The organism is Microcoleus sp. A006_D1, assembly GCF_036702805.1.
Taxonomy (GTDB): Bacteria; Cyanobacteriota; Cyanobacteriia; order Cyanobacteriales; family Microcoleaceae; genus Microcoleus.
Map to the genome: position 1 here is coordinate 29,789 of NZ_JAUBVZ010000019.1, position 22,266 is coordinate 52,054.

24 protein-coding genes and 1 tRNA gene are annotated in these 22,266 nt (G+C 45.8%); 17 read left to right on the top strand and 8 right to left on the bottom strand.

Going from position 1 to position 22,266, the window contains the following annotated elements:
- Window positions 1–74 precede the first annotated feature (74 nt).
- The 7 genes from QUB68_RS25270 (at window position 75) to QUB68_RS25300 (ending at window position 5,425) form a co-directional block, all read left to right on the top strand.
- Window positions 75–812 carry a DUF6920 family protein gene (locus tag QUB68_RS25270; RefSeq protein ID WP_332997618.1) on the top strand — a complete coding sequence of 246 codons (738 nt, stop codon included), beginning with the start codon at window positions 75–77 and terminating at the stop codon, window positions 810–812.
- An 11-nt stretch (window positions 813–823) separates the two neighbouring features.
- Window positions 824–1,345: an Hsp70 family protein gene (locus QUB68_RS25275; RefSeq protein WP_332997620.1), complete on the top strand. Its 522-nt coding sequence runs from the start codon at window positions 824–826 to the stop codon at window positions 1,343–1,345.
- Between the two features lie 250 nt (window positions 1,346–1,595).
- The gene (locus QUB68_RS25280) at window positions 1,596–2,252 is read left to right on the top strand and encodes a head GIN domain-containing protein (RefSeq protein ID WP_332997622.1); all 657 of its coding nucleotides are present in this window, start codon (window positions 1,596–1,598) and stop codon (window positions 2,250–2,252) included.
- 57 nt (window positions 2,253–2,309) lie between these two features.
- Window positions 2,310–3,446 (top strand): serine hydrolase domain-containing protein, encoded by a 1,137-nt coding sequence (locus QUB68_RS25285; RefSeq protein ID WP_332997624.1) that lies wholly within the window; start codon window positions 2,310–2,312, stop codon window positions 3,444–3,446.
- A 352-nt stretch (window positions 3,447–3,798) separates the two neighbouring features.
- Window positions 3,799–4,098: a hypothetical protein gene (locus QUB68_RS25290; RefSeq protein WP_332997626.1), complete on the top strand. Its 300-nt coding sequence runs from the start codon at window positions 3,799–3,801 to the stop codon at window positions 4,096–4,098.
- Window positions 4,099–4,121: 23 nt separating this feature from the next.
- Window positions 4,122–5,132, top strand: coding sequence for a J domain-containing protein (locus tag QUB68_RS25295; protein WP_332997627.1), 1,011 nt, complete (start codon window positions 4,122–4,124; stop codon window positions 5,130–5,132).
- Window positions 5,129–5,425 (top strand): chaperone modulator CbpM, encoded by a 297-nt coding sequence (locus QUB68_RS25300; RefSeq protein ID WP_332997628.1) that lies wholly within the window; start codon window positions 5,129–5,131, stop codon window positions 5,423–5,425. The genes QUB68_RS25295 and QUB68_RS25300 overlap by 4 nt, the downstream gene beginning before the upstream one ends.
- 206 nt (window positions 5,426–5,631) lie before the next feature.
- Here the strand turns inward: QUB68_RS25300 and QUB68_RS25305 are convergent, their stop codons facing one another.
- The 3 genes from QUB68_RS25305 to QUB68_RS25315 form a co-directional block, all read right to left on the bottom strand.
- Window positions 5,632–7,452, bottom strand: coding sequence for an ABC transporter ATP-binding protein (locus tag QUB68_RS25305; protein ID WP_332997630.1), 1,821 nt, complete (start codon window positions 7,450–7,452; stop codon window positions 5,632–5,634).
- A 245-nt stretch (window positions 7,453–7,697) separates the two neighbouring features.
- Window positions 7,698–8,114 carry a hypothetical protein gene (locus QUB68_RS25310; protein ID WP_332997632.1) on the bottom strand — a complete coding sequence of 139 codons (417 nt, stop codon included), beginning with the start codon at window positions 8,112–8,114 and terminating at the stop codon, window positions 7,698–7,700.
- A gap of 161 nt (window positions 8,115–8,275) precedes the next feature.
- A complete protein-coding gene (locus tag QUB68_RS25315; RefSeq protein WP_172188980.1) occupies window positions 8,276–8,416 on the bottom strand; it encodes a hypothetical protein in 141 nt (46 codons plus the stop codon).
- Between the two features lie 221 nt (window positions 8,417–8,637).
- Between QUB68_RS25315 and QUB68_RS25320 the strand changes: the two genes are divergently transcribed.
- The 5 genes from QUB68_RS25320 to QUB68_RS25340 all read left to right on the top strand — a co-directional run bounded on the left by QUB68_RS25320 (window position 8,638) and on the right by QUB68_RS25340 (window position 12,731).
- Window positions 8,638–8,709, top strand: a tRNA-Gly gene (locus tag QUB68_RS25320).
- Window positions 8,710–8,958: 249 nt separating this feature from the next.
- Complete coding sequence (locus tag QUB68_RS25325) at window positions 8,959–9,363, top strand: hypothetical protein (RefSeq protein WP_332997634.1); 405 nt, start codon at window positions 8,959–8,961, stop codon at window positions 9,361–9,363.
- A 4-nt stretch (window positions 9,364–9,367) separates the two neighbouring features.
- Window positions 9,368–10,633 carry a glutamate-5-semialdehyde dehydrogenase gene (locus QUB68_RS25330; RefSeq protein WP_332997636.1) on the top strand — a complete coding sequence of 422 codons (1,266 nt, stop codon included), beginning with the start codon at window positions 9,368–9,370 and terminating at the stop codon, window positions 10,631–10,633.
- A gap of 420 nt (window positions 10,634–11,053) precedes the next feature.
- Window positions 11,054–12,166 carry a fatty acid desaturase family protein gene (locus QUB68_RS25335; protein WP_332997637.1) on the top strand — a complete coding sequence of 371 codons (1,113 nt, stop codon included), beginning with the start codon at window positions 11,054–11,056 and terminating at the stop codon, window positions 12,164–12,166.
- 391 nt (window positions 12,167–12,557) lie between these two features.
- A complete protein-coding gene (locus QUB68_RS25340; protein WP_332997639.1) occupies window positions 12,558–12,731 on the top strand; it encodes a hypothetical protein in 174 nt (57 codons plus the stop codon).
- Between the two features lie 174 nt (window positions 12,732–12,905).
- On the opposite strand, the gene QUB68_RS25345 is transcribed toward QUB68_RS25340, so the two are convergent.
- A complete protein-coding gene (locus QUB68_RS25345; RefSeq protein WP_332997641.1) occupies window positions 12,906–14,039 on the bottom strand; it encodes an SAM-dependent methyltransferase in 1,134 nt (377 codons plus the stop codon).
- 19 nt (window positions 14,040–14,058) lie between these two features.
- On the opposite strand from QUB68_RS25345, the gene QUB68_RS25350 reads away from it, so the two are divergent.
- From QUB68_RS25350 to QUB68_RS25360, 3 genes are all read left to right on the top strand, one after another.
- Entirely contained in the window at window positions 14,059–14,193 is a 135-nt protein-coding gene (locus QUB68_RS25350; RefSeq protein ID WP_332997642.1) for a hypothetical protein, read from the top strand.
- Between the two features lie 321 nt (window positions 14,194–14,514).
- Window positions 14,515–15,558: an adenylate/guanylate cyclase domain-containing protein gene (locus QUB68_RS25355; protein WP_332997644.1), complete on the top strand. Its 1,044-nt coding sequence runs from the start codon at window positions 14,515–14,517 to the stop codon at window positions 15,556–15,558.
- A gap of 327 nt (window positions 15,559–15,885) precedes the next feature.
- Entirely contained in the window at window positions 15,886–16,230 is a 345-nt protein-coding gene (locus QUB68_RS25360; RefSeq protein ID WP_332997646.1) for a hypothetical protein, read from the top strand.
- A gap of 65 nt (window positions 16,231–16,295) precedes the next feature.
- Here the strand turns inward: QUB68_RS25360 and fabG are convergent, their stop codons facing one another.
- Window positions 16,296–17,060, bottom strand: a complete 765-nt coding sequence (gene fabG / locus QUB68_RS25365; RefSeq protein ID WP_332997647.1) for a 3-oxoacyl-[acyl-carrier-protein] reductase — start codon at window positions 17,058–17,060, stop codon at window positions 16,296–16,298.
- Between the two features lie 74 nt (window positions 17,061–17,134).
- Between fabG and trxA the strand changes: the two genes are divergently transcribed.
- Window positions 17,135–17,452, top strand: a complete 318-nt coding sequence (gene trxA / locus QUB68_RS25370) for a thioredoxin (protein ID WP_332997649.1) — start codon at window positions 17,135–17,137, stop codon at window positions 17,450–17,452.
- Window positions 17,453–17,569: 117 nt separating this feature from the next.
- On the opposite strand, the gene QUB68_RS25375 is transcribed toward trxA, so the two are convergent.
- A complete protein-coding gene (locus tag QUB68_RS25375) occupies window positions 17,570–18,511 on the bottom strand; it encodes a pentapeptide repeat-containing protein (RefSeq protein ID WP_332997651.1) in 942 nt (313 codons plus the stop codon).
- 23 nt (window positions 18,512–18,534) lie between these two features.
- Here QUB68_RS25375 and QUB68_RS25380 point away from each other — a divergent pair, with 23 nt between their 5' ends.
- Window positions 18,535–19,149, top strand: a complete 615-nt coding sequence (locus QUB68_RS25380; RefSeq protein WP_332997652.1) for a hypothetical protein — start codon at window positions 18,535–18,537, stop codon at window positions 19,147–19,149.
- Window positions 19,150–19,267: 118 nt separating this feature from the next.
- On the opposite strand, the gene prmA is transcribed toward QUB68_RS25380, so the two are convergent.
- The gene (gene prmA / locus QUB68_RS25385; protein ID WP_332997654.1) at window positions 19,268–20,161 is read right to left on the bottom strand and encodes a 50S ribosomal protein L11 methyltransferase; all 894 of its coding nucleotides are present in this window, start codon (window positions 20,159–20,161) and stop codon (window positions 19,268–19,270) included.
- Between the two features lie 315 nt (window positions 20,162–20,476).
- The gene (gene serA, locus QUB68_RS25390) at window positions 20,477–22,060 is read right to left on the bottom strand and encodes a phosphoglycerate dehydrogenase (RefSeq protein ID WP_332997656.1); all 1,584 of its coding nucleotides are present in this window, start codon (window positions 22,058–22,060) and stop codon (window positions 20,477–20,479) included.
- Window positions 22,061–22,266 lie beyond the last annotated feature (206 nt).

The window sequence follows — 22,266 nt, forward strand, 5'->3', positions numbered from 1 at the left end:
AGTAACATACATCATATTTTTAACCAAACCTTCAGCGCAAAGTGCTGTATCTTGCCCTTTAAACCTTTTAAAACATGACTAAAATCCAAGAAATTTCTCTAGACGATTTGTGGGAATCAGCACCTAAGAGCGATCGCCCGTTCAATCCTGAATTATTAATCAATCTTCCTAATCTAGCCCGTCGCTATTTGGAGAATGCGATCGCCCCCGGTACACCCCTCGCATCCGCCGTTCGACTGTGGATGCACGGTGAAATCAAACTCGGAAAACATTGGCATTCATTTAAAGCGGAAGAAGTGATTTGCTGGGATCGAGGCATGATTTGGCAGGTGACTACTTTGATGAATGGCTTACCAATTTTGGGAGACGATCGCATCGTGGATGGTGTCGGTGAAGCGAAGTGGAATACCATACAGAAAAGCGGAGAGGATATCACTCGATCGTGTGTGGGACGAGTTCACTCAGAGTCCATGTGGTTGCCATCTGTCCTCTGTAACCCTGACATCATCTGGACAGAGTTAAACGTTTCCCAAGTTCAGGCAACCTTCACAGCACTCGGAGAACCGGCCAAGATTACCCTGACGGTTTCCAATCAGGGAGTCTTGGAGCAGATCAAAGTCGATCGCTGGGGCAATCCCGACGCTGGCGCGTTTCAATATAACGACTTTGGTGGAATCGTAGAGAAGATCGGCACCTTTGAGGGCTATACGATCCCGACGCAACTCCGGGGGGGATGGTTCTTCGGCAGTGAACGCTTTGAGTCCGAGGGCGACTTCTTCCACTGCACGATCGAGAAGGCAATCTATCAATAAAGGAGGCATCCATGTCTGAGTCAATGAACCAACAAATTTTGCTCAAAAGTTATCCGACGGGAGAACCCAAAGAGAGCGATTTTGCCGTTGTCGAAACAGCAATTCCAGAACCGGGAGAGGGAGAAATTCTCGATCGCACCATTTACTTGTCTCTCGATCCGTATATGCGAGGGCGAATGAGCGATCGCGCGTCTTATGAGGAAGATCGAAGACGGCGCGAGCAGATTGATACCAAAAACAATGCAGACTCGCTAGTTTATCAATCAGAAAAACAACTGGAAGATTTGGACGGTCAAGTTTCTGATGCGGATAAGGAGCGGGCGGTATCATTGATTGGAGATTTGCGATCGGCAATTGGTCAAGAAAACTACGATCAAATGCGATCGCTCACAACGGATCTCAAACAAGCCCTGATGCAAATTGGTAGCGCCGTTTACGCCAAAGCTGGTGCGGATGCGAGCAATCCTCATCCCGCAAGTCCACCGTCGGGAAACAGCGAGGAAGATGTGATTGATGCTGATTTTGTACCCTAAATAGACAAGATTGCAAAAATTCTTTTAATCAAGTTTTTGGGCAGGCAGAACACCTATCCCACAACAAAAAATAATTTTTGTGGGATGGGCCGGAGAGCCCGTCCTAGGTATTTTTGCAATCTTGTCTAATGAGCAAAGTAAACATGAGGACAAAACCCAGCGTGCAAATAATTCTGCCTAGGGACTTCTGAACTATTTCACTGGGGTTCTCTTGTTCCTGATAACCTATGTTTTGAGTGAAAGAAAGACCATGAAAATATTGACAGTGCTCAGCATCGGATTAGTTATTAGCTTGGCGGGATGCAATCTCATTAGTAACACCTCCAACGTCAAAGGAAGTGGTAATGTTAAGACCGAGAAAAGATCGGTTGCTTCCTTCGATTCTCTAGACGCGAACTATGTTGGTTCGATCCAAGTGCGTTCTCAAGGGCAGGAGAGTCTCGAAATTAGTGGCGATGATAACATCATCCCATTAATTACTACTGAAGTTAAAAATGGTACTTTGTACATCCGACCCACTAAAGGATACAATCCTCAGCAAAAACTACAAATCATTGTATCGACTCCCGATCTTAAAAAGTTTGTTTTCGATGGAGTAGGTAAAGCTAATCTATCAAATGTAAAGAACGACCGATTGGAAATAGTGGTGAATGGTGTCGGGGATTTCACTGCATCTGGTGAAACAAAGGAAGCAGATATTACATTATCGGGTGTCGGAAGTTTAGACGCGAAGAATTTACATACTGTCAACGCGAAGGTAAATTCGACTGGAGTAGGTAATGTTGACATATATGTGACGGGGCAACTGGATGCACAGGCATCTGGTGTAGGGAAAATCAATTACTATGGCAGCCCGAAAATCGTCAACAGGCAGGCTGAAGGGATCGGGAAAATAAATGAAAGATAAATGATGTGCGACATTCACAAACGACGCGCCTAACATTAGTTTAGAGGATAAATTTTTATGCCTATAAATTTCAGTCGTATGAATCGTTTCGTCGCGCTAGTCGTCTTGTGTTTGCTATTCATCCAGCTTGCTTCGGCGCAAATTTTGGCTGCACCGCAACTTAAACAACAGATTGTTGTCAAAGCTGAAGAGTACATGAATGCTGCTGTGAAAGTGAATCGCTTCAGTGGTTCAATTCTCGTGGCGCGAGACGGTAAACCTTTGATTAGTAAGGGTTATGGAATGGCAAATTTAGAACTTGATGTGCCGAACAAGCCACAAACCGTATTCCGTTTGGGATCACTTACGAAGCAGTTTACCGCGATGGCAATAATGATATTGCAAGAGCGTGGAAAGTTGCACACTAATGACCTGATATGTAACTATCTGTCGGACTGTCCTGCTGCTTGGCAGTCGATTACAATCAGAAGCCTTTTGACTCATACTTCCGGCATTCCGAACTATACAAGTCTTCCAAACTTTTTACAAACGATGCAGCTACCTAGCACCCACGCGAATCTTGTCGAGCGTTTCAAGAATATGCCTTTAGAGTTTACGCCCGGTGAAAAATTTAAGTACACTAATTCCGGGTATTACCTGCTTGGCATGATTATCGAACAGGTTTCGGGTAAATCTTACCCCGACTTCTTGCAAGAGAACATCTTCGCGCCGCTTGGCATGACACATACCGGATACGATAGCCACAACCGCCTGATCAAAAATCGTGCAGGGGGCTACGAATTACAAGATAACTCGATTATCAACGCTTCTTATATTGATATGTCTATCCCGTTCGCGGCAGGTGCGCTTTACTCAACAACAGAAGATTTACTTCTCTGGGATCAGGCTCTCTACACTGAAAAACTTGTTTCGCGCCAAATACTTGCTGAGATATTCACGCCATTCAAAGACGGATATGGTTATGGATGGGGTATCACAAAGCGGTTTGACCGTCAAATGATAGGGCATGATGGCAGCATCAATGGCTTTTTCAATTCTATCATTCGCTTTCCCTCTGACCATGTAACAGCGATCGTTTTGAGCAATAACCAGAATGCGCCTTCGGGAGAAATCGCCAGCAGTTTGGCGGCTATTGTCTTCGGCGCACCGTATAAAATGCCGCAGGAGCGAAAAAGTGAGCCGCTTCCCAACTAACGGTTTGTGCGAACTGACAATTTCTTGTGTTCATATTCTATGGTGGCTTGCTTGCAGTTGCACTTCTGCTTCTGGTGATTAGATTATTGAGTTGAGGGAAAAAACTTGGTCAGTCTAATCGTAGAAATGTTGCTATAACGATTCGGGATGTTTTGACCGATCGCAATTAACCTACATGAGGAGCGTCCAATCTATGGATACGACAATTGCCATCGCGCAAATTTTGATTCCAGTAGCATTGTTACCGATCGTTTTTAATCACCTATAATAAAGGAAACCAATTAATTACAAATCCTGCTAATTTTCTCGATTTAAACGAGCAAACTAAACCGTAATTTAAGAGGTCTCAATCATGAATGACGAATCAATGGTGTCTCAAGCAGAAGTTCCCAATCAAGCCGCCGCGGAAGCTCTACAAACGATCGCCGAAAAAAATCATTTTGCTGGAGGTAATGCACTGTTAAGCGCCGAAGCCGAGGCCGGAGCCGAAATCGATCCTGCTGCGATCGATCGCTCAGCAGCGACAAATTTTGCTGGCAATCAAGCCACAGATCCAACAGAGGCAAAGCGGTTTACCACAACTGAAGACTTTGAACAACTCAGTGAAGAAGGAGATTTATCACTGACAAACGATGTTCCCAGTGCAGAATAATTAGATTTTCAGTAATTTAAATCATGCCAACTGCAACCGACTTCAAAGATTACTACACCATTCTGGGAGTTAGCAAAACTGCAACTCCTGAAGAAATCAAGCGAGCATATCGCAAACTTGCCCGCAAACATCATCCTGATGTGAATCCCGGCAATCCAGAAGCTGAGGATAAGTTCAAAGATTTGAATGAAGCCAACGAGGTTTTATCAAATCCTGAAACGCGCAGCAAGTATGACCAATTTGGGCAGCACTGGAAGCAAGCAGGGGCAGGGGTTGCTCCTCCTAGAGGAACTAGCACGAATGCCGGGGGATTTGATTTCGATCCGTCCACCAATTTCGATGAATACAGCAATTTTGATGATTTTCTCAAGGATTTGCTGGGTCGTCATGGTGGCCCAACCCGATCGGGAAAAACTCATTCGCGCTCTTCGACTCAGGCTGATGATTTTGGTGGATTTCGCACTCAAGCGCCTGCACCGGATACTGAAGCGGCGATCGCGCTTTCGCTTTCAGAAGCCTTTCACGGCGTGCAGAAACGCTTGCAGTTGGACAATGAAACCCTTAACGTTCGCATTCCCGCAGGTGCTAAATTAGGCAGTCGGATTCGACTGAAAGGAAAAGGTCGCGTCAGCCCTTTTTCTCAACAGCGAGGCGATTTGTATCTGACAATCGAACTATTTCCCCATCCCTTTTTTAAGTTTTCGGGTGATAATTTAACTTGCGAGGTTCCTATTCGCCCAGATGAAGCTGTTTTAGGTACTCAAATGCAAGTGCCAACGCCGGACGGTGGTGTGATGATGACTGTGCCGAAAGGGGTGAGTTGCGGACAATCGCTGCGGCTGCGCGGCAAGGGTTGGATCTTGCCGAAAGGCGATTCTCCGCAGGAGAGGCTTCGCCAACGCACGGATCTAATTGTGAAACTTCAGATCGTGTCTCCGAAGGAGTTGAGTGAAATCGAGCAGGATTGCTATGAAAAGATTAAGGCGAGTAGCAGTTTTAACCCACGTTCTGCAATAGAAGAGGTGAGACTATGACCGAATTTAGCTTGTCCACTATCGTTGTTTCCGAAAAAGGCGATCGGCTGTATACGTTTGAATATGCAGCTTTGGTGACAGAAACTTCAACAACCGTAATCGAGCAATTTGTGGAAGTGGGGTTGATTGAGCCGATCGGCTCAATGCTGCACGGGCGGGAAATTGCGCGCATTGGTCAAATCCAACGGTTGCGCCAGGATTTAGGGCTAAATCTCATAGGAGCAGTAATGGTTGTAGATATGGCGCAGGAAATCGCCCAACTTCGGGCCAGGCTAAAAGCATTGCAGGCTTGACTTGAAAAATTATTAGTTATGTTGCTGTGTTCTTGATTGCAACGCTAATTTTTGCCAAATTTTGCAAATTATCTGAAATTTATGAGGTCAACCGCAGATTAAGGCAGATCAACACAGATAAACGCAGATCAAGGCACTTTGTAGATGAAATGCCGGCTTGCTTGGTACACCGAAGAGCACCCGAATTATAGGCTAAGCCCAAATCCCTAATTCAATAATTCGCCGGTTTCTTGCAGGGAGTGCAGGCGGCGGTAAATGCCTTTTTGGTTCAAAAGTTCGTCGTGGCTGCCAACTTCGACGATTTTACCGCCGTCTAGTACAACGATCGCATCGGCTTCGCGAATTGTACTCAGTCGGTGGGCGATAATTATGGTGGTGCGCGTACCCAAAATGTTCTGCATTGCTAGCTGGATCGATCGCTCCGACTCATAATCCAAACTAGAAGTAGCCTCGTCAAAGATTAACACATCCGGCTCTACCAACAGCGCCCTGGCAATCCCCAACCGCTGCCGCTGACCGCCAGACAAGCGCATTCCCCGCTCCCCGACCACGGTATAGTAACCTTGGGGCAACAAGTTGACAAACTCGTCTACTCGGGCGATGCGGCAAGCTTCTTCAACTTGCTCAAAAGTTGCTTTCAGGTTGCCGTATTTCAAATTATCCAGCAAAGTACCGTTAAAAACGTCAACTTCTTGATGAACAATGGCTAAACGTTTGCGGTAGCCAGTCACGTCTAAACTGGAAATGTCCTCGCCGTCGATCAGAATGCGGCCGGAGTTGGGCTCGAAATACCGAAACAACAGTTTAACTAATGTTGATTTCCCGGAACCCGATCGCCCGACTAATGCTACAGTTTGACGGGGATGAATCAATAAATTGACATCCTGCAAAACAGGTTTTTCGCGATCGTACCCGAAACTCAGCCCGCAAAACTCAATTTTGCCGCTAAATCTATAGGGCGACGCGGATGCAGCATTTTCTGTTGCTAAATTCACCGCATCTACACCGTCTGGTAACTGCATAAACTCGTGGAAGCGGATCATTGAAGAATAGCGGCGGGCAAATAATTCGGCGATAACGCTAATCGGACGCAGTTGGGAATAGGCCATGCTTGCCAAAGTGTAAACTGTGACAAAATATCCCAGAGAAATCCTGCCTGCAACGGTTTCTGCTAGGCTAAAACCTAGAACTGAAAACAAGCAAAACTGCACGATTGTCTGCTGGTATGTCCCCAGGGTGACGTATCCTTTGTGAATGCGGTTAATTACAACTTTCAATTCGCGATCGAGTCTGGTGGTTTGCCTTTTGAGTTCCTCTTTTTCCGTGGCAAAAGCTTTGACTGTTTTGATGTTGGTGATGATTTCCGAGTTGCGGCTTTCGGTATCTTCGATGTATTCATCGAGTATTTCTTCTCTCTGAGTAACTACCATCAGAGTTTTTAAGGTAAAACCGAGGATGAAGAGGAAGGAAACCAAAATTAATAGGCCGATGCGCCATTCAATTAACCAGATAACTGTAAAGACGCCGGTTAAGCGGACGACTTCGGGGATGAATTGACCGGCAATTTCTGGGTACGTCCAAGTGTGGTTGGCGATGCCTTTGGCGATGCGGCTGGAAATTCGTCCGGCGTTGTTTTCGTCGTAGAATTCTAGAGGTAAGGTGAGGATTTTGCCGATCGCTCCTCTCATCTGATCCCGCCGTGCTGTCAGTGGTAGTGCCCAGTGGAACCAGTTTCCCACCCAAGGCTGTACGGGTGCTTTGGCGACTGTTACCAGAAAAATCAAGCCCAGCAAGACGGATAGCGATAATATTTTGCTGGGTGATTGCTGGGTAAGTGAGGCGATCGCTGCGATCGATGTTTGCGTTACTGTATCTGTAGGTTGATTGGATAATACGTTTAATATTTGTCCGATCGCGTAGGGCACAGCCAAATCGGCGAGTTCAAACAGGCTGGATGCACCGATGCTGAAAACCGACATTTGACCGTAGCGGCTGTAGTATTTGAGAATGTCCCGAAAGCTTGCCATAATTCTTTTTGCGATACAACCCTTGTAAACACTTGAGTCTGATAACTGCGCGCTGGGCGCAATTCAATTACAAGTGTACTACAAAAATAGTCGATCGGGGAGATCTCTGGGGATAGCTGGAAGCATTCGGGCCCGGTTATGAGTGCGCTCGACGTTTTTGCGCGATCGCAGATTTATCGCTCAACCGCGATGATATTTCAGATCATGTTCAGTCGATCGACCATAATATTTGTGTCGGGGCGGGTTTACTTACTTTTGGGCAACAATTGATTTAGGGCATCACACAAGTATTTCTTCACGGTGTCTCTGCTTGCACCCACGCCACTCGGAATGGTAAAGATCATATCAACATTTAATAGATTGCCGTCCTGTGAGGCAAATATATCGATCGGCAAAGCACGCTGAAATGCTGTTGCGGGATTTTCGGCTTTCATTACACCCATGCTCACATCGGTGCTGACAGTCTTGATGCCCTCGCGAACTAAAATCAGTCTTAATTGAGAAAATGCTCTCTCTACTGATAATCCCTCAACCTGGACACGCGCAGAAAAGGCGGCACCATTGAAAAAGTCCCCCTTTTTTTGGAAGCTTTCCTCGCAGGTTGTGGCAAAAGCAGGGGTTGCTAAACACAGAAGAGCTACGGTTAAGAGAATGGATCGCATATTAGCTGTGTTACGAGGGTGAAACAGTCGTCAAGATCAGGATAAGCACAGTAAAACCGTTTGGCAAGTGCTGTCTGAGCCCCAAAAAACACAGAAGGCAGAATTTTCGGAAATTCTCCCTTCTGAGCAATACTTTCTAATTTTTAGGTTTTAGTCGTCTTTTAGCTGAAGGTATAGGCTGATTGCAGCGCCCACCAGATCAGGAAGCCGATGCCGCCAGCAATGACGATCGCCGAAATAGCGATCGCGATCGGGCTGTCAGCTCCTTTGAACTTCATGATTCCGCGATTTAAGTCTGACATAGCAGTGTTCTCCCACAATTGCAGCTTGATTGTAGCTTTGCTTTCGGCGGATGACGGTCAAAAGCAATGCAATTACTGATTTTTTTAACAATCTGGCGGCGGCCGCAATTTCAGCCGGGGACGGGCATTCGGGCGCTTTTACTGGGTTTCTGAAAAAAACTTACAAAAAAGACTTGACAAATTCCGAAAAGTAAGACAGTATGGTTAAGACCGCAGGAAATGCGGGTGTGGCTCAGTGGTAGAGCGTCACCTTGCCAAGGTGAATGTCGCGCGTTCGAATCGCGTCACCCGCTTTGAAAAATCAAGAAAATAAACAAAACCGGAAAGGATATCAAAAAACTTTTCGGTTTTGTTTTGATAATGGTTGAAAATACCTAAGTTAATGGTAAAATTGAGTCCAGGACTTGCAAGTAGAAATTGCCGATCGGGCGATCGCTCGAAACAGGCAGTTAAAAGTCTTGATTGGGCAGAATTGAAAAGTCTGATTAAGTAGATGTGTTAACGATTATTCTGGCAAAAACGCTTTTTTTATCCGATCGCCCGTGCCATCCCAAAAAGCTCCAAAGATTGACTTAAATGATGAGTACCCCTGCCCTTGCCGGCGGAGGGGTCGTCTCGTGCCGATAATACTGACAGAAGCCTTTGGCTGCAACCGTTGTCAGCAAATATTTGTGTTGGACGAAAGCGGACACGTCATCGAGCAACTATCAACGAACTATCCTTATAAGCAGGCTTGGCGATGGACGGGTCAGCAGTGGAACAGAGCAAATCCGGGTTTGAAGGCGCACTACTTGCCGCTGGCCCTGGGGATGATTTTGGTGCCACTATTGATTTGGTTGCCCCTGGCGCTGCACTCACCGGGCCCGAATATTATTCTGTGGGCAATGGTCGCTGTGCTGTTAGCAATGCTGCCGGCGCTGATGGTATGGCTAGCTTACAGGCGTTAGTAAGATGATAATAGAGGATTTTAGCCATTCATCAGAGGGGGCAAATGTCGCCCGCCGCGCTTATCAAGCTTCTATGGAGTTGGCGGCGACAAAAAGTACGGATCGCGCTGCTGGTTTGCAGGCAATGGCGATCGCACTCAAACGTCGGCAAAATGACATTTTAGAAGCAAATACTCTGGATCTAGAAGCGAGTCGGGATATGGCGATTCCTGAGTTGATTGTAGAGTGGCTGAAGCTGACACCGGAACGGATCAAGACAACTGTCCAAATTCTGGAACGGTTGGGGGAAATGCCAGATCCGATCGGCAGAGTGATCAATGCTTCTTATCAAGTCGATCGCTGTCAAGTGTACTGTCAATCGTTGCCGCTGGGGGCGATCGCCCTAATTTACGAGGCGTTTCCCGAGTTGGGGGCGATCGCCGCGGGTTTGTGTCTCAAAAGCGCTAACAGCTTGATTCTCAAAGGCGGCAGCGAAAGCTGGCAAACTAATGCTGTAATTGGAGAAGCTTTGATGTCGGCGATCGATGATGTCGGTTTGCCGTCAGGATGTTTGCAGGTATTGCCACCGGATCGGGGCGCTTCGATCCGGGATTTGGTGACTCAAGACCAATATCTCAATTTAATTATTCCCTACGGTAGACCGAGTTTGGTGCAGCAGGTGGTAAGGCTGTGCACAGCGCCCGTATTGCGATCGGCAATGGGCAATTGCTACCTTTATTGGTCGCCGACAGGTAGTTTGGAGATGGCAAGGTGGATGATTTTGGACAGCCATCAAAGTGTGCCAGATCCGGTAAATGCGATCGAGAAAGTGCTGATCGATCGCAATCAAAAGCCTTCTTCCTTAGTCAGGCTGTGGAATAGTCTAAAAGAAAAAGGCTTTCAGATTAGCGCCGACGCGGATCTCGTCGCAGATTTCCCCGAGTTGAAGCTGGCGGAACCCTACGAGTGGACTCAACCTTATTTAAACAAAACCATCGCGTTTAAAGTTGTCGATAGTCTCGAAATTGCGATCGGCTGGATCAACCGCTACAGCAGCGGCCACGCTGACGCCATCGCCACTGAATCTTACCTAGAAAGCCGCCAATTTGCTCTCGATGTCAACAGCGCCTCTACTTTTATCAATGCCTCGCCTCGGTTTTGGCGCTATCAAAATCGGGGAGATGCGATATTTTTGGGAATGTCCAACCAAAAAGGCTATCGCCGGGGATTGATCGGGCTAGATACGCTGACGACAATTAAAGAAATTGTTCAAGGTAACGGACAATTTTAGGGAGTTATGTTCTCCGGCTTAGCTATTGAATGGAATTTAAGAGAGAGCATCTTTTTTTTACAAAGTTTGTAGTGAGGACTTCAGTCCTATCAGTCGGCTTTTAGTAAACAAAGACTAATAGCCGTACTACGAAAAACTTTTATTGTAGGCGATCGATCGGAGATGAGATGAGATTCAAAATCTAGAGCAATAGGATGTATTTTTGCGGCTCGATTTGATTTGCTATACAGATGGCTGAGAATTATAATTTTCCAATAATTACGTTTTTATGATATGTGTCAAATGTCTGGGTAACAGTTTTAAATTTCACAAAATAATGATTTGCCAACCCTAAATTATCCCAAAATCGATATAATTAAAAAAGGAAAAACAATCCGACTGAAATTAGGGTGTAATTAGCAAACAATGAATTCAGAAAAAATGCTCATTTCTTCAGACGAGACAGTCGATCGCGAAACGCTAATTAACCAATCGACATACATTAAAAAATTGCGTCCGCTGCTGCCACCAGAAGCCTTTGAACCAGATTCTAGCAAGTTAGCAATATTGTTAATCAATCTGGGAATTCTCTTGCTGGGATGGGGAATTGCCGACTATCTCGATCGCTGGCCTGTCTATCTTTTATGGCTGTACTTACCATTAGCCGTGATTATGGGCAATAGTATCATAGTTTTGCTATTTAGCTCCCACGACCTGATGCACGGTAGCGTTCAGAAAAAGTCTCGCCTGAGTTATCCCATCGCCTTTTTAGGCCTAAGTATGCTGTTGATGCCGCCTACTCAGTGGAAATCGCTGCACAACCTCGTACACCACAATACCACCAATTCCTTAGCAGACCCCGATCGCAATTACCTGTACCAGCAACCGGATACTTGGGGAAAATGGATTCAAAATCTATTTGTACCGTCGGTAGAAGTCAATCCGCTGTGGTTGATTGTGGGAATGGCTGGATCGTGGGCGGTGCATAATTTCCGCAACGTGTCCTCGGTGTTGTTATTCAACGATAAATCTGTTGATTACGTGCCGGCTGCGTTTACAGTTAGTCCGAAAGATCGATCGACTATCGCCCTAGAATGTCTGGGAATCTTAGGAATTCATCTCAGCGTCTTATTTTACCTAGACTTTAACCCGATTAAAGTTACTCTTGCCTACATTTTGCCGATCGCACTTGGTCATGCAGGAGCAATGTTTTACATCTACACTAACCATATGGGTTGTCGGATGACCAGCATTAATGATCCACTGATCAATAGTGCTTCGCTGCGGGTTCCTAAGATATTTGACTTGCTGCACTTAAATTTTTCTTACCACACAGAGCATCATATTTTTCCCAGCATCAACTCAAACTATTACCCGATGGTACAAGAGTTGTTACAAATTCACTATCCCGAGCGGATGAATTTAATCGATGCTGGGGAAGCTTGGCGGTTGCTGATGCAAACGCCGCGGCATTATCAAGATGAAGTCACCTTCACTGATTCCTTAGGAGAAATGTCCGTTAATTGCAGTATTCTCGAAGAATACAAAGGCTGATGCAAGCGATGTTCAAAAAGTAAGGTTCGCAGTGTGGATCTTACTTTTTTAACCCAGTTATATCATGTCCCAAGATTTTACTTGAGCGTTGGCAATTCAGCGGACATCATATTATTATAAGTTGCGTCGCGTTAAAAACCGCCGAGTCAGAGCGGCGGTTTTTAACGGGGATTTGGTATTATAGCAACCGCACATCGGTGAGGACATAAATAACTTCATGAATAGAGCCGATACCCGTACTGCATCAATGATTTGATTCCCGTTATGCAACCCTTCGGCTTGCTTCGGCTACGCGGAAGCTGAGCGCATTCGTTCGCCACGATTTAAAGCTCAGCACAAGTCGCTCAGGGCGAGCTGTCAACTGTCAACTGTCCACTGTCCACTGCTATAAATGCTGATACTATCGATCGCTAAAGAAGATTTGAGAGCAATGATTTCCCTTCGTGCAACTCTACCTTCGGAACTTCGATCGCACGACTACACTAAAATTGGTTTGATCGTTCGGAATGCAAGTCCTAAGATTTTTATGATGGCTTGCATTCCCGACTGCAAACACCTTTATTAAGGGTAATTGAGCGGACACTATCTGAACTCGCATCTCGTTATCTAACCATAATTAAGGTCGCACTCAGAGCAAATAGTTTTTATTCAGATTTAGAAAAAAAACTATTCGCTATGACTACAAAAATGCGCTAATTATGGACGATCGGCATCTCAGGGTGTCCTGGAATGTCAGGGATTAGGCATGAACCATTAAATATTGGCCATTACCATTGTATTCACCATCGCAACTGGCGAAATTAGCAACAAACCAAATCAAGTAAAACCGCCAGATGCGGCGAAATTTGGCATAGTCGATGCCGTAGTTTAAATCTTTGACTGTCGCCTGAGAGTCATCAAAGTTTTTCAGCCAGTTAGCAAAGGTTGTAGAGTAATTGTATCCGTTGAGATACCATTGTTTGATGGTTTTGAGGTCTTTGTTGTGGCTGGGAACGGCATCGTATTTCCAGTAACGGCCGTGGGGAAAAATGTATTTGTGCGTGAAAACGCTGGATATGTTGTTAGGGGTGCGAACTGTGATGATGTGAATGAAAAGGCGGCCGTTATCTTTGAGGAAAGAGGCGAGCTTTTGGAAAGCTTTGGTTAAATTGCCTACATGACAAAAAACTCCGATGGAGAGAATCTTGTCAAATTTGGTCTCGAATTGGGCGTCGTTCAAATCGCCTTCAAATAGGGTAAATCGACCGGAACTGAGGTAGCTTTCGGGGTCTTGCATCTTCTGACGCATATATTCGCATTGATGCTGGCTCAAGTTAATCCCCGTAAAGGTAACATTGGGGAATTTGGCAAGAATGTAATTGGGAACGCAACCCCAACCGCAGCCAAAGTCTAAAATGCGATCGCCATCCTGAATCTCTAGCTTCTCAATCACATCATCAATCATCTGCATCTGGGATGCTTCGAGGTTGGCGGCTCCTTTTTCCCACAATCCCATGCTGTATTTAGGATAAATGAGTTTGCTTTCGCCTAACATGGGATTCAGCATGGCTTGAGGTAAGTCGTACTGAATTTTCATTAAATCCCGCGGGCCTTCGGCTGTATGCTCTGTTTCTGTGAGTACCCATTCATAGGGTGCCAGCAGGGAGGGAAAATACTTAAAAAAGACGGGCATACAGGTATCAAAAAGCGATCGCAATACAGAATCTGGTACTTCCAAGCCGTTGATATAAGACTCTGCTACTGCCATTTGCACCGCGTTAACTGCACTGACTGCGAGGCGGGTTGCTCGGTAGGCGATCGGACTTTTGAGATGGATATTTCCCACCAGCGGGATGTGGTGTTCGAGGTTTTGTAGGGCTGTTGATGAACTCATGGTTATACTGGTTTTAAAGATGCTGCTATTCTATCTCACGAAAATTGGCTGGTTGTTAGAGAGCCAAAAAGCTCAAACTATTACTAATCAAGGTTTTCACAGCAAAATCCTGCAAAATTATCAAAATATCTGGCGGTTGAAGGCGATTCGATAACGGATTTATAGGGTTTTCAGCCATTATAAATTTATTAAGAATTATGTCAGTTTATTTAAGATTTGAAAATTGAGATTTGAGCTTGATTCCACAGCATTTAGTGGGGCTTGAATTGGGGTGTTTTCAGGGTGCGATCGCGATTTGAGTGCTGAGTGAGTTGGGCGGTTGGGCTGAGGGTACGGGGAGCAAGTGCCGATCGCCATTTATACTGAATCAATCAGGTAATGCAGAAAAGATGCCGAGAAACCGGGTTTGCATACAAGTTCGCTGCAATAACAGATGTCCGCGAGATTCGTTCCTAATTAGCTAGATACGCCACATATGCCACAGATTCACTATCTGCCGGACGATCGCACGATCGAGATAGACGACAACGATATAATTCTGGAAGCTTCCCTGCGTGCGGGAATTCCCCACACCCACATCTGCGGCGGTAGCGCCCGGTGTTCGACTTGTCGCGTCTTGATTGTCGAAGGTTTGGAATTTTGCTCGCCCCGCACCTCGCCGGAAGAAGATCTCGCGAAAAAACTGCACCTAGAGCCGGAAATTAGGTTGGCGTGTCAGACGCAGGTGGCGGGCGGGAAGGTGATTTTGCGTCGGCTGGCGATCGATTCTGAAGACTTGGAATCATTTAACGACGAAATCGCCGGAAACTTGATTTCTGCACCTGTCGGTCAAGAGAAGAAAATTGCAATTTTGTTTGCCGATATTCGAGGGTTTACGGCTTTTGCAGAATCGCTGTTGCCCTACGATGTAATTTATATTTTAAATCGCTATTTCCAAAAAATGGGTTATGCGATCAACCGCAACGGCGGGATGATCAATAATTATATGGGCGATGGTTTTATGGCGCTGTTTGGGTTGGAAAATCCTGACAGGGCGGCGGAACAAGCCGTGAGGGCTGGCGTGGAGATGTTGGAGGAATTGGAGAAACTCAATCCCTATTTTGAGACTTTATACAGTCACAGGTTGCGGATTGGGATTGGGATTCACTGCGGTTTGGTGGTTGTGGGGAATTTGGGCGCCGAGCAAAATCAGTCGGTTACGGCGATCGGGGATGCGGTGAATTTCGCCAGCAGGATTGAAGCTGCGAACAAGCAAGTGGGAACAAGTTTGCTGATTTCTGAGGAAACTTATCAGGAAATTAAGGATTTGGCGATCGTGAATCAGCGCGTATCAGTTCAAATCCCGGGAAAGAGCGGCGAATATCCGCTTTACGAAGTTGTCGGAATGCCGCCACTGCCGATAGAAATCGAGGACATTTCCGAGGTAGAGGAAAAATATTATTGGCAGCGTTTTGTCAAGAAATTAAAACGTTTAATTGCTGCGGTGCGAAGTTGGATGAGGAAAATATTTGGATTATGAAACTTATACCAGTTATGAAAAAAATTGCTACTTAGGATCGCGAATTAAATAACTTACAATTTTTATTGTTATTGTGGGATGGGCGTCCCGCCCGTCCAAAAAGGGCGGGCGGGACGCCCATCCCACAAACTTGTGTAAGTTATTTAATTCTCATTCCTTAGAGAATCTCATCTGTAGGGAAACGGCATTGCCGTGTCCGGCCGGGACTTATGCCAACAACAAATATTTTCTATATAATTAATAATTGTAGCAAACTTTAGTCAATTGACTTTAGATTTATCTGAGCATATAATTTTTTATACTGAGGTATTCAACGGGATAGTTTGTATGGATAATCTCTCCCAGCTTCTCAAAAAAATCAAGAATACACCTTCACTCTATTTGGGTAAGGCATCAATTAGTTGTCTTCAGGCTTTTTTGTCTGGATATAATGTGGCACAGTACCAACTTGGCGTACCTCTAAAAGAAGAAAACGCTCTAGATGGCTTTCAAGAATGGATACAGAAAAAATTAAATATTGATTCATCTCAATCATGGGCGAATATAATTCTATTTTTTTCTCAGGATGAGAGGGATGCTCTCAATAGTTTTTTTGAACTCTTTGAGGAGTTTTGTCAAAGTAAGGTGGGCGAATCGGGGAAGGTGCGGACAGCGCACCCTAAAAGGATTTGAGATAAATTGACAACCGCAGACATCCGCGTTCATCCGCGTGCATCTGCGGTTAAAAAACCTCAATCCTAAGCCATCACCATGCCCCCATCAACGTTAAAAACCTGCCCGGTAACATAAGCCGCCGCCGCATCCGCCGCCAAAAACTTCACCATCCCCGCAACTTCCTCAACTTCGCCGTATCTTCCCAGCGGAATGTACTTCAAAATCTCGTCAGATTTGACATCTTTTGTCATATCTGTGGTGATAAATCCAGGTGCAACCGCATTCACAGTAATCGCACGACTGGCTAACTCTTTCGCCACAGTTTTCGTAAACCCAATTACTCCAGCTTTTGCCGCACTGTAATTAGCTTGTCCGGGATTTCCCATTTGGCCGGCAACCGAAGCAATATTAATAATTCGGCCGCTGCGTTGCTTTAGCATGATTTTGCTGGCAGCTTTTGTACACAAAAATACGCCGGTGAGATTCAAATCAATCACAGCTTGCCAATCTTCTAGCTTCATCCGCAGCATCAAAGTATCGCGGGTGATGCCGGCATTGTTCACCAAAATGTCAATCCGTCCCCATGTTTCCATGACTTTACTGATGAGTGCATCTACATTGTCAGTTTTGGAGACATCTGCTGCAAGGGCGATCGCTTCTCCACCTGCTGCGATTATTTCTGCTACCGCCTCATCAGCCGCAGCGCTAGAACTGGCATAGTTCACGGCGACTTTAGCGCCTTCTGCTGCTAAGCTTAAGGCGATCGCGCGGCCGATTCCCCGCGATGCACCGGTGACAACTGCAACTTGACCCCGCAGTCGCTGATATGTCTCTGGCAATAATTCCATAATTGTGTCCTCGCAATCTACGCTCAGAATTTTGCACTAAAATCGATCCAGAACCAAAAAAATTATTTTGTCTTATGGCAGTTCAAAAACAGTTCAGCAGTTTTGAGGAGTTACTATCGGGCTCTGAGTTGCCTGTGTTGGTAGATTTTTATGCTACTTGGTGCGGGCCTTGTCAGGTGATGGTACCAATTTTAGAGCAGGTGAGCGCTCAAACTAAGGAGCAGCTCATGGTGGTTAAAATTGATACGGATAAGTACGAGCAGTTGGCTTCGCAGCATCAGATTTATGCTTTGCCGACTTTGGTGCTGTTTAAAAATGGTGTTGAGGTCGATCGCATTGAGGGAGTATTGCAACCGGCGCAGTTGATCTCACGACTGCAACCTCACTTGTAACCACAGCCGATTTTCTCACACGCGGGGGTGCGTCAGCCAATATCTGATTGCTGGTGAATTGAATTATAGCTGACGCACCCTACCAGTTACTTGGTATAACATTGCATTCATGGCTTATTACTCAATCCAATCAGGCCCCTCTACGAATTCCCCTCCTGGTTCAATGGTTTTGCAGAAAAAAGCTCCCATCATACTGCCAAAACCTTTGACACCTATCAGGTTGGTTGCCACCAAAATAACATTTTCAGTTTTGGTTCTCTCGCAGTCAGCCTCGGTCAAATCAGCACCACTCAAAATAGCATCTCTTAAGTCGGCATCGTTCAAATTAGCTTTTCTCAGATTCGCACCGCTGAGGTCGGCATTGCTTAGATTAGCCCCGCTCAGATTCGCGCCACTTAGGTTAGTACCAAGCATTCTAGCTCCCTGCAAGTGAGCATTACTCAAATTGGCATTGCTCAAATTGAGAGCTATAAGGTTGGCTTTGCTCAAATTGATCCCACTTAGGTCAACCCCGCTCAGCCCAGTGTTCTGAACCCCAATCCCCGCAAAATTTCTCTCCCCAGCAGCGTACTGTTTGAGCAATTTACGAACTTCTATATATCGTTGAGTTGGAGGATCAAAACTAACTTCATCAAGAGTAGTATTGCGGAATATAGCTTGCTCCAAGTTAGCAGATGCCAGACTCACAATATACAAAGAAGTATTACTCACGTTGGCACCAGTTAGATTAGCACCCATGAGGTAAACTTCATTTAGTTCAGCATTGCTCAAGTTAATATCAGTTAAATCAGCGTTCTCTAAAATAATATCTCTCATCACAACACCTTCTAAGTTGGCTCCTCTCAAATTCACCCCCCGCAGATTGCTTCCTTCCCAGCTTGAATTCGAGAAATTGGCATAACTCAGATTGGCATTAAGCAAGTTGATATTTCTCAAGTTAGACTCTGTAAAATTAGCGTGACTTAAGTTAATGGCAGTTAAATCAACATTGGTCAGATAGATCCCAGTAAAATCTCTCTCTCCATTAGCATATCGTCTCAGTAATTCTTCAGTGTCCATAACTTTTATCCTAAATCTATAATATGAATTATAGCAATCGAAAATTTTTAGTTAGAAAATTCTACGAGGAAGAAATCGGTAGGTTTTACCATCAATATGACTCTTTATCGGATTTCTTCCCAGACTGTCGCATCGGATGTCTTCAGTTGTTTGGTGAGTTTGGTGATGGTTTGGAGTCGGTGGAGATTGAAAGACCTCCACAAGACATACCTAAAACTGTAGCTGACACTTACGATCGACATTTTTGGTACTCTCAGCACAGCCTCAGTGAGATATATCTTGTAAAAATTCCCGTCGAATCTCAAATCTCATTTGCTATTCTGATACAAGGGTATGTTGATGATGGTTGGGATAATAGTGGCTCGTTTATAGAAGTTTTTGATCAACAAGGTCAGTTTCTTGGATCTGGTCGTTGCGATCGCGAATGTAAATATTTAGAGACATTCGCGATCGAGTGGTTAGAGCGACAATTAAATGGTCGTGACTTATCTACATCCTCTCCACCTTGGATTGGCGATGAACCTGAAGGTCAAGCTGCTTCAGAGCCAATGTGGTCAGAAGAAATACTTTCGCAACACGCTGTAAAAATTGAACGCGAAGGTTCGATTATCCGCTATGTAATATTTAGCGAAGATTAGGAAGTTAATTCCTAGTTTTCACTTAACTTCTTGTTAGCAACAGCGATTCGACGCGCATCGAAAATCATCGAATCTGACGAACCCTACTACTAATATATGTATCGAAAATATCAGAACGCTAACTTCGCCGAATATTGAAACAGCACCAATCTTGGCGCTTCCACAGAGTGGCCACAATCCAGCCGTGTTGTTCGAGAGTGTCCGCAATTGGCTTAGCTTGATCGAGCAAAATGCCGCTGAGTATGGCCCAAGTCGTGGGTTTGCTAATGGCGGTGAATTGCGGGATTAAATCGATGATTACTTCTGCTAAAATGTTACACATGAAACCGTCGATCGGCTCCTTTACCATTTCTTTGAGCCGATCGATACTTCCGAGCTCTGAAACCAACTGCTGCGGCTTAATGCGGTTGAGTTGTCTGTTGCTGATGGTCGATCGCACTGCCAAAGGATCTGTATCCAAAGCATAAACTTTTGTGGCACCCAACAACACTGCGCCGATCGACAAAATACCCGATCCGCAGCCAATATCGGCAAGTACATATTTTTTGTCGTCAAAACCGAGACGCATTTCCAGCGACTCCAGACACAGTTGAGTTGTAGCGTGAGCACCTGTACCGAAAGCGACACCGGGATCTAAACGCAAAATTATGCGATCATCGGTATCAGTCGGTGGCGGCAACCAAGCCGGATTAATTAAAAAGCGATCGCCCACTTCTTGAGGCTGCCAATGCTGCTTCCAAGTAGTGCCCCAGTCCTCCTCTTCAATCAAATCCCACTGCATCGCAGGTAGGGGCAAACCCGCACACAGAGCATCTTGGCGCAGCCACAACGACAGGGCAGCCAAATCCAGCAATCCTGCCTGTTCTTCGGGCAAATAAGCCGACATCAGGCAGGAATTGCTTTTGAGCTGAGTAGCAGTTCCCCGACAGTTAAATTGTTCCAGACGCCAAAAGATGATATCTTCGAGCCCCGGATCGCAAAGAATTCTAATTTCCCACCAGCTATGTGCCATTTTTTTAGATTTTAGATTTTAGATTTTAGATTGGGGGAGGGGAACTGGAAACTGGCAACTGGGGAGTTAAGAATGAGGATTGACTAATAGAAAAAATTCAGATTTCTTGCCAATTACCAATGACTAATTACCCATTACCAATTATCAGTCCTTGCATCCAAAATCTCAACTCCAAAATCCTTCAAATAGTTACCGTGTAAAGATTTTAGATTTTAGATTTTAGATTGGTCGAACCTAAAAATTTAAAATCCTTTAAAGATTCACCGTGTAACGATTTTAGATTTTAGATTGGCTGAACCTAAAATCTAAAATCCTTTAAAGATTCACTGTGTAAGCATCCCGAATCCCGGGAACTTTGATGATTTCAGCCAATATCCCCTCTGGTAGAGGGTCATCGAGGCTCAAAACCATCACCGCATCGCCTCGCACGATTTTACGGCCCACTTGCATACTGGCAATATTGACATTAAAACTGCCCAATTGGGAACCAATTTTGCCAATAATCCCCGGCATATCGCGGTGCAGGGTAAACAGCATATGGTGAGTCGGGGAAACGTTGACTGGGAAATCGTCAACGCTGGTAATCCGAATTTCGCTGTCGCCAAGCACAGCACCCGTGACGGTGTGTTCGCCGAGGGTTCCCTTGGCATTGAGGCGCAGGGAGCCTGTGTAGTCGCGAATAGAAGCATCTCGGGTTTCAACGACGCGAATTCCGCGTTCTTTGGCTTCGATGCTGGCGTTGACGTAGTTAACGCGCTCTCGCAAGGCTTGGGAAAGTAGGCCTTTGAGAGAGGCGACGACTACGGGCTGGCTTTGGTTGGTTGCCAATTCGCCTTGGAGTTGGACGTTGAGGTAATCGACTCGGCCTCCGGCTAGTTGGCTGACGAGGTTGCCGAGGGTTTCGGCGAGTTGGAGGTAGGGTTTGAGTTTTTCGATCGAGTCTGGGTAAATTCCTGGGATGTTAACAGCCGATCGCGCGGGCAATCCTAACAGTACATCACGAATTTGTTCGGCAACGTCGATCGCCACATTCACCTGAGCTTCGGCGGTGGATGCACCCAAGTGAGGCGTTAGTACGATGTTTTGGCCGACAGTCAGTAGAGGGGAATCGGCTTGCAGCGGTTCGTTTTCATAAACGTCGATCGCAGCGCCGGCAATCTTCCCTTCTTTTATGGCTTCTGCTAGGGCTGCTTCATCTATGATGCCACCTCTGGCGCAGTTAATGATGCGGGCCGTGGGCTTCATCTTCGACAGCACCTCAGCGTTAATTAGGTGCAGGGTTTCTGGGGTTTTGGGGATGTGCAGCGTGATGTAATCGGATTCGCGCATCAGCAGTTCGAGTTCTACTAAGCGACAGCCCAACTGTTCGGCTCTTTCGGTAGAAATAAACGGATCGTAGGCTAGTAGTTTCATGCCCATTGCTTTGGCTGCGGCGGCGAGGTGGGAGCCGATTTTGCCTAAGCCGACGATACCGAGGGTTTTTTTGTAAACTTCTACGCCGAGGAAGCGATTGCGTTCCCATTTACCACTCTTGACGGAGGCGTTGGCTTCTGGAATGTGTCGCGACATAGAGAGCATCATGGCGATCGCGTGTTCGGCGGCGGCGATCGTGTTGCCTTCGGGGGAGTTGACGACTACAATTCCTTTGCGGGTAGCGGCGGGTACATCGACATTATCGACGCCGACGCCTGCTCTACCGATGATTTTGAGTAAATTGCCCGCTTCAATGATTTCTTTGGTAACTTGGGTGCCAGAACGGATCATTAAAGCGTCGTAATCTGGGATAATTCTCACCAGCTCTTCGGCTGAAAGTCCTGTGTTTACGTCAACTTGCGCGACTTGGGACAGGATGTCAATTCCGGCTTGGTCGATCGGATCGGATACTAGAACTTTAGGCATAGCAAGCAATTGAGTGCAATAGTAAAAATAGGCTGAGCTTTGGCGAGCGAGCGAGTTGAGACTTATGACTTAGAGCCGTATCTAACAGCTCAGCTCAAACTGGCCTTTGTGCAGTTTGAATTGTATCTGTATTCGGTCAAGCTAGGGCGTTTTTGCTTGAAATATTTTAGGTTGGCGCGCGATCGAATGCGAGCGATCGTCTTAAA

Coding starts and splice junctions, on each gene's coding strand:
- QUB68_RS25270 (WP_332997618.1), top strand. CDS start 75: ATGACTAAAATCCAAGAAATTTCTCTAGACGATTTGTGGGAATCAGCA.
- QUB68_RS25275 (WP_332997620.1), top strand. CDS start 824: ATGTCTGAGTCAATGAACCAACAAATTTTGCTCAAAAGTTATCCGACG.
- QUB68_RS25280 (WP_332997622.1), top strand. CDS start 1,596: ATGAAAATATTGACAGTGCTCAGCATCGGATTAGTTATTAGCTTGGCG.
- QUB68_RS25285 (WP_332997624.1), top strand. CDS start 2,310: ATGCCTATAAATTTCAGTCGTATGAATCGTTTCGTCGCGCTAGTCGTC.
- QUB68_RS25290 (WP_332997626.1), top strand. CDS start 3,799: ATGAATGACGAATCAATGGTGTCTCAAGCAGAAGTTCCCAATCAAGCC.
- QUB68_RS25295 (WP_332997627.1), top strand. CDS start 4,122: ATGCCAACTGCAACCGACTTCAAAGATTACTACACCATTCTGGGAGTT.
- QUB68_RS25300 (WP_332997628.1), top strand. CDS start 5,129: ATGACCGAATTTAGCTTGTCCACTATCGTTGTTTCCGAAAAAGGCGAT.
- QUB68_RS25305 (WP_332997630.1), bottom strand. CDS start 7,452: ATGGCAAGCTTTCGGGACATTCTCAAATACTACAGCCGCTACGGTCAA.
- QUB68_RS25310 (WP_332997632.1), bottom strand. CDS start 8,114: ATGCGATCCATTCTCTTAACCGTAGCTCTTCTGTGTTTAGCAACCCCT.
- QUB68_RS25315 (WP_172188980.1), bottom strand. CDS start 8,416: ATGTCAGACTTAAATCGCGGAATCATGAAGTTCAAAGGAGCTGACAGC.
- QUB68_RS25330 (WP_332997636.1), top strand. CDS start 9,368: ATGATAATAGAGGATTTTAGCCATTCATCAGAGGGGGCAAATGTCGCC.
- QUB68_RS25335 (WP_332997637.1), top strand. CDS start 11,054: ATGCTCATTTCTTCAGACGAGACAGTCGATCGCGAAACGCTAATTAAC.
- QUB68_RS25340 (WP_332997639.1), top strand. CDS start 12,558: ATGCTGATACTATCGATCGCTAAAGAAGATTTGAGAGCAATGATTTCC.
- QUB68_RS25345 (WP_332997641.1), bottom strand. CDS start 14,039: ATGAGTTCATCAACAGCCCTACAAAACCTCGAACACCACATCCCGCTG.
- QUB68_RS25350 (WP_332997642.1), top strand. CDS start 14,059: ATGCTGCTATTCTATCTCACGAAAATTGGCTGGTTGTTAGAGAGCCAA.
- QUB68_RS25355 (WP_332997644.1), top strand. CDS start 14,515: ATGCCACAGATTCACTATCTGCCGGACGATCGCACGATCGAGATAGAC.
- QUB68_RS25360 (WP_332997646.1), top strand. CDS start 15,886: ATGGATAATCTCTCCCAGCTTCTCAAAAAAATCAAGAATACACCTTCA.
- fabG (WP_332997647.1), bottom strand. CDS start 17,060: ATGGAATTATTGCCAGAGACATATCAGCGACTGCGGGGTCAAGTTGCA.
- trxA (WP_332997649.1), top strand. CDS start 17,135: ATGGCAGTTCAAAAACAGTTCAGCAGTTTTGAGGAGTTACTATCGGGC.
- QUB68_RS25375 (WP_332997651.1), bottom strand. CDS start 18,511: ATGGACACTGAAGAATTACTGAGACGATATGCTAATGGAGAGAGAGAT.
- QUB68_RS25380 (WP_332997652.1), top strand. CDS start 18,535: ATGAATTATAGCAATCGAAAATTTTTAGTTAGAAAATTCTACGAGGAA.
- prmA (WP_332997654.1), bottom strand. CDS start 20,161: ATGGCACATAGCTGGTGGGAAATTAGAATTCTTTGCGATCCGGGGCTC.
- serA (WP_332997656.1), bottom strand. CDS start 22,060: ATGCCTAAAGTTCTAGTATCCGATCCGATCGACCAAGCCGGAATTGAC.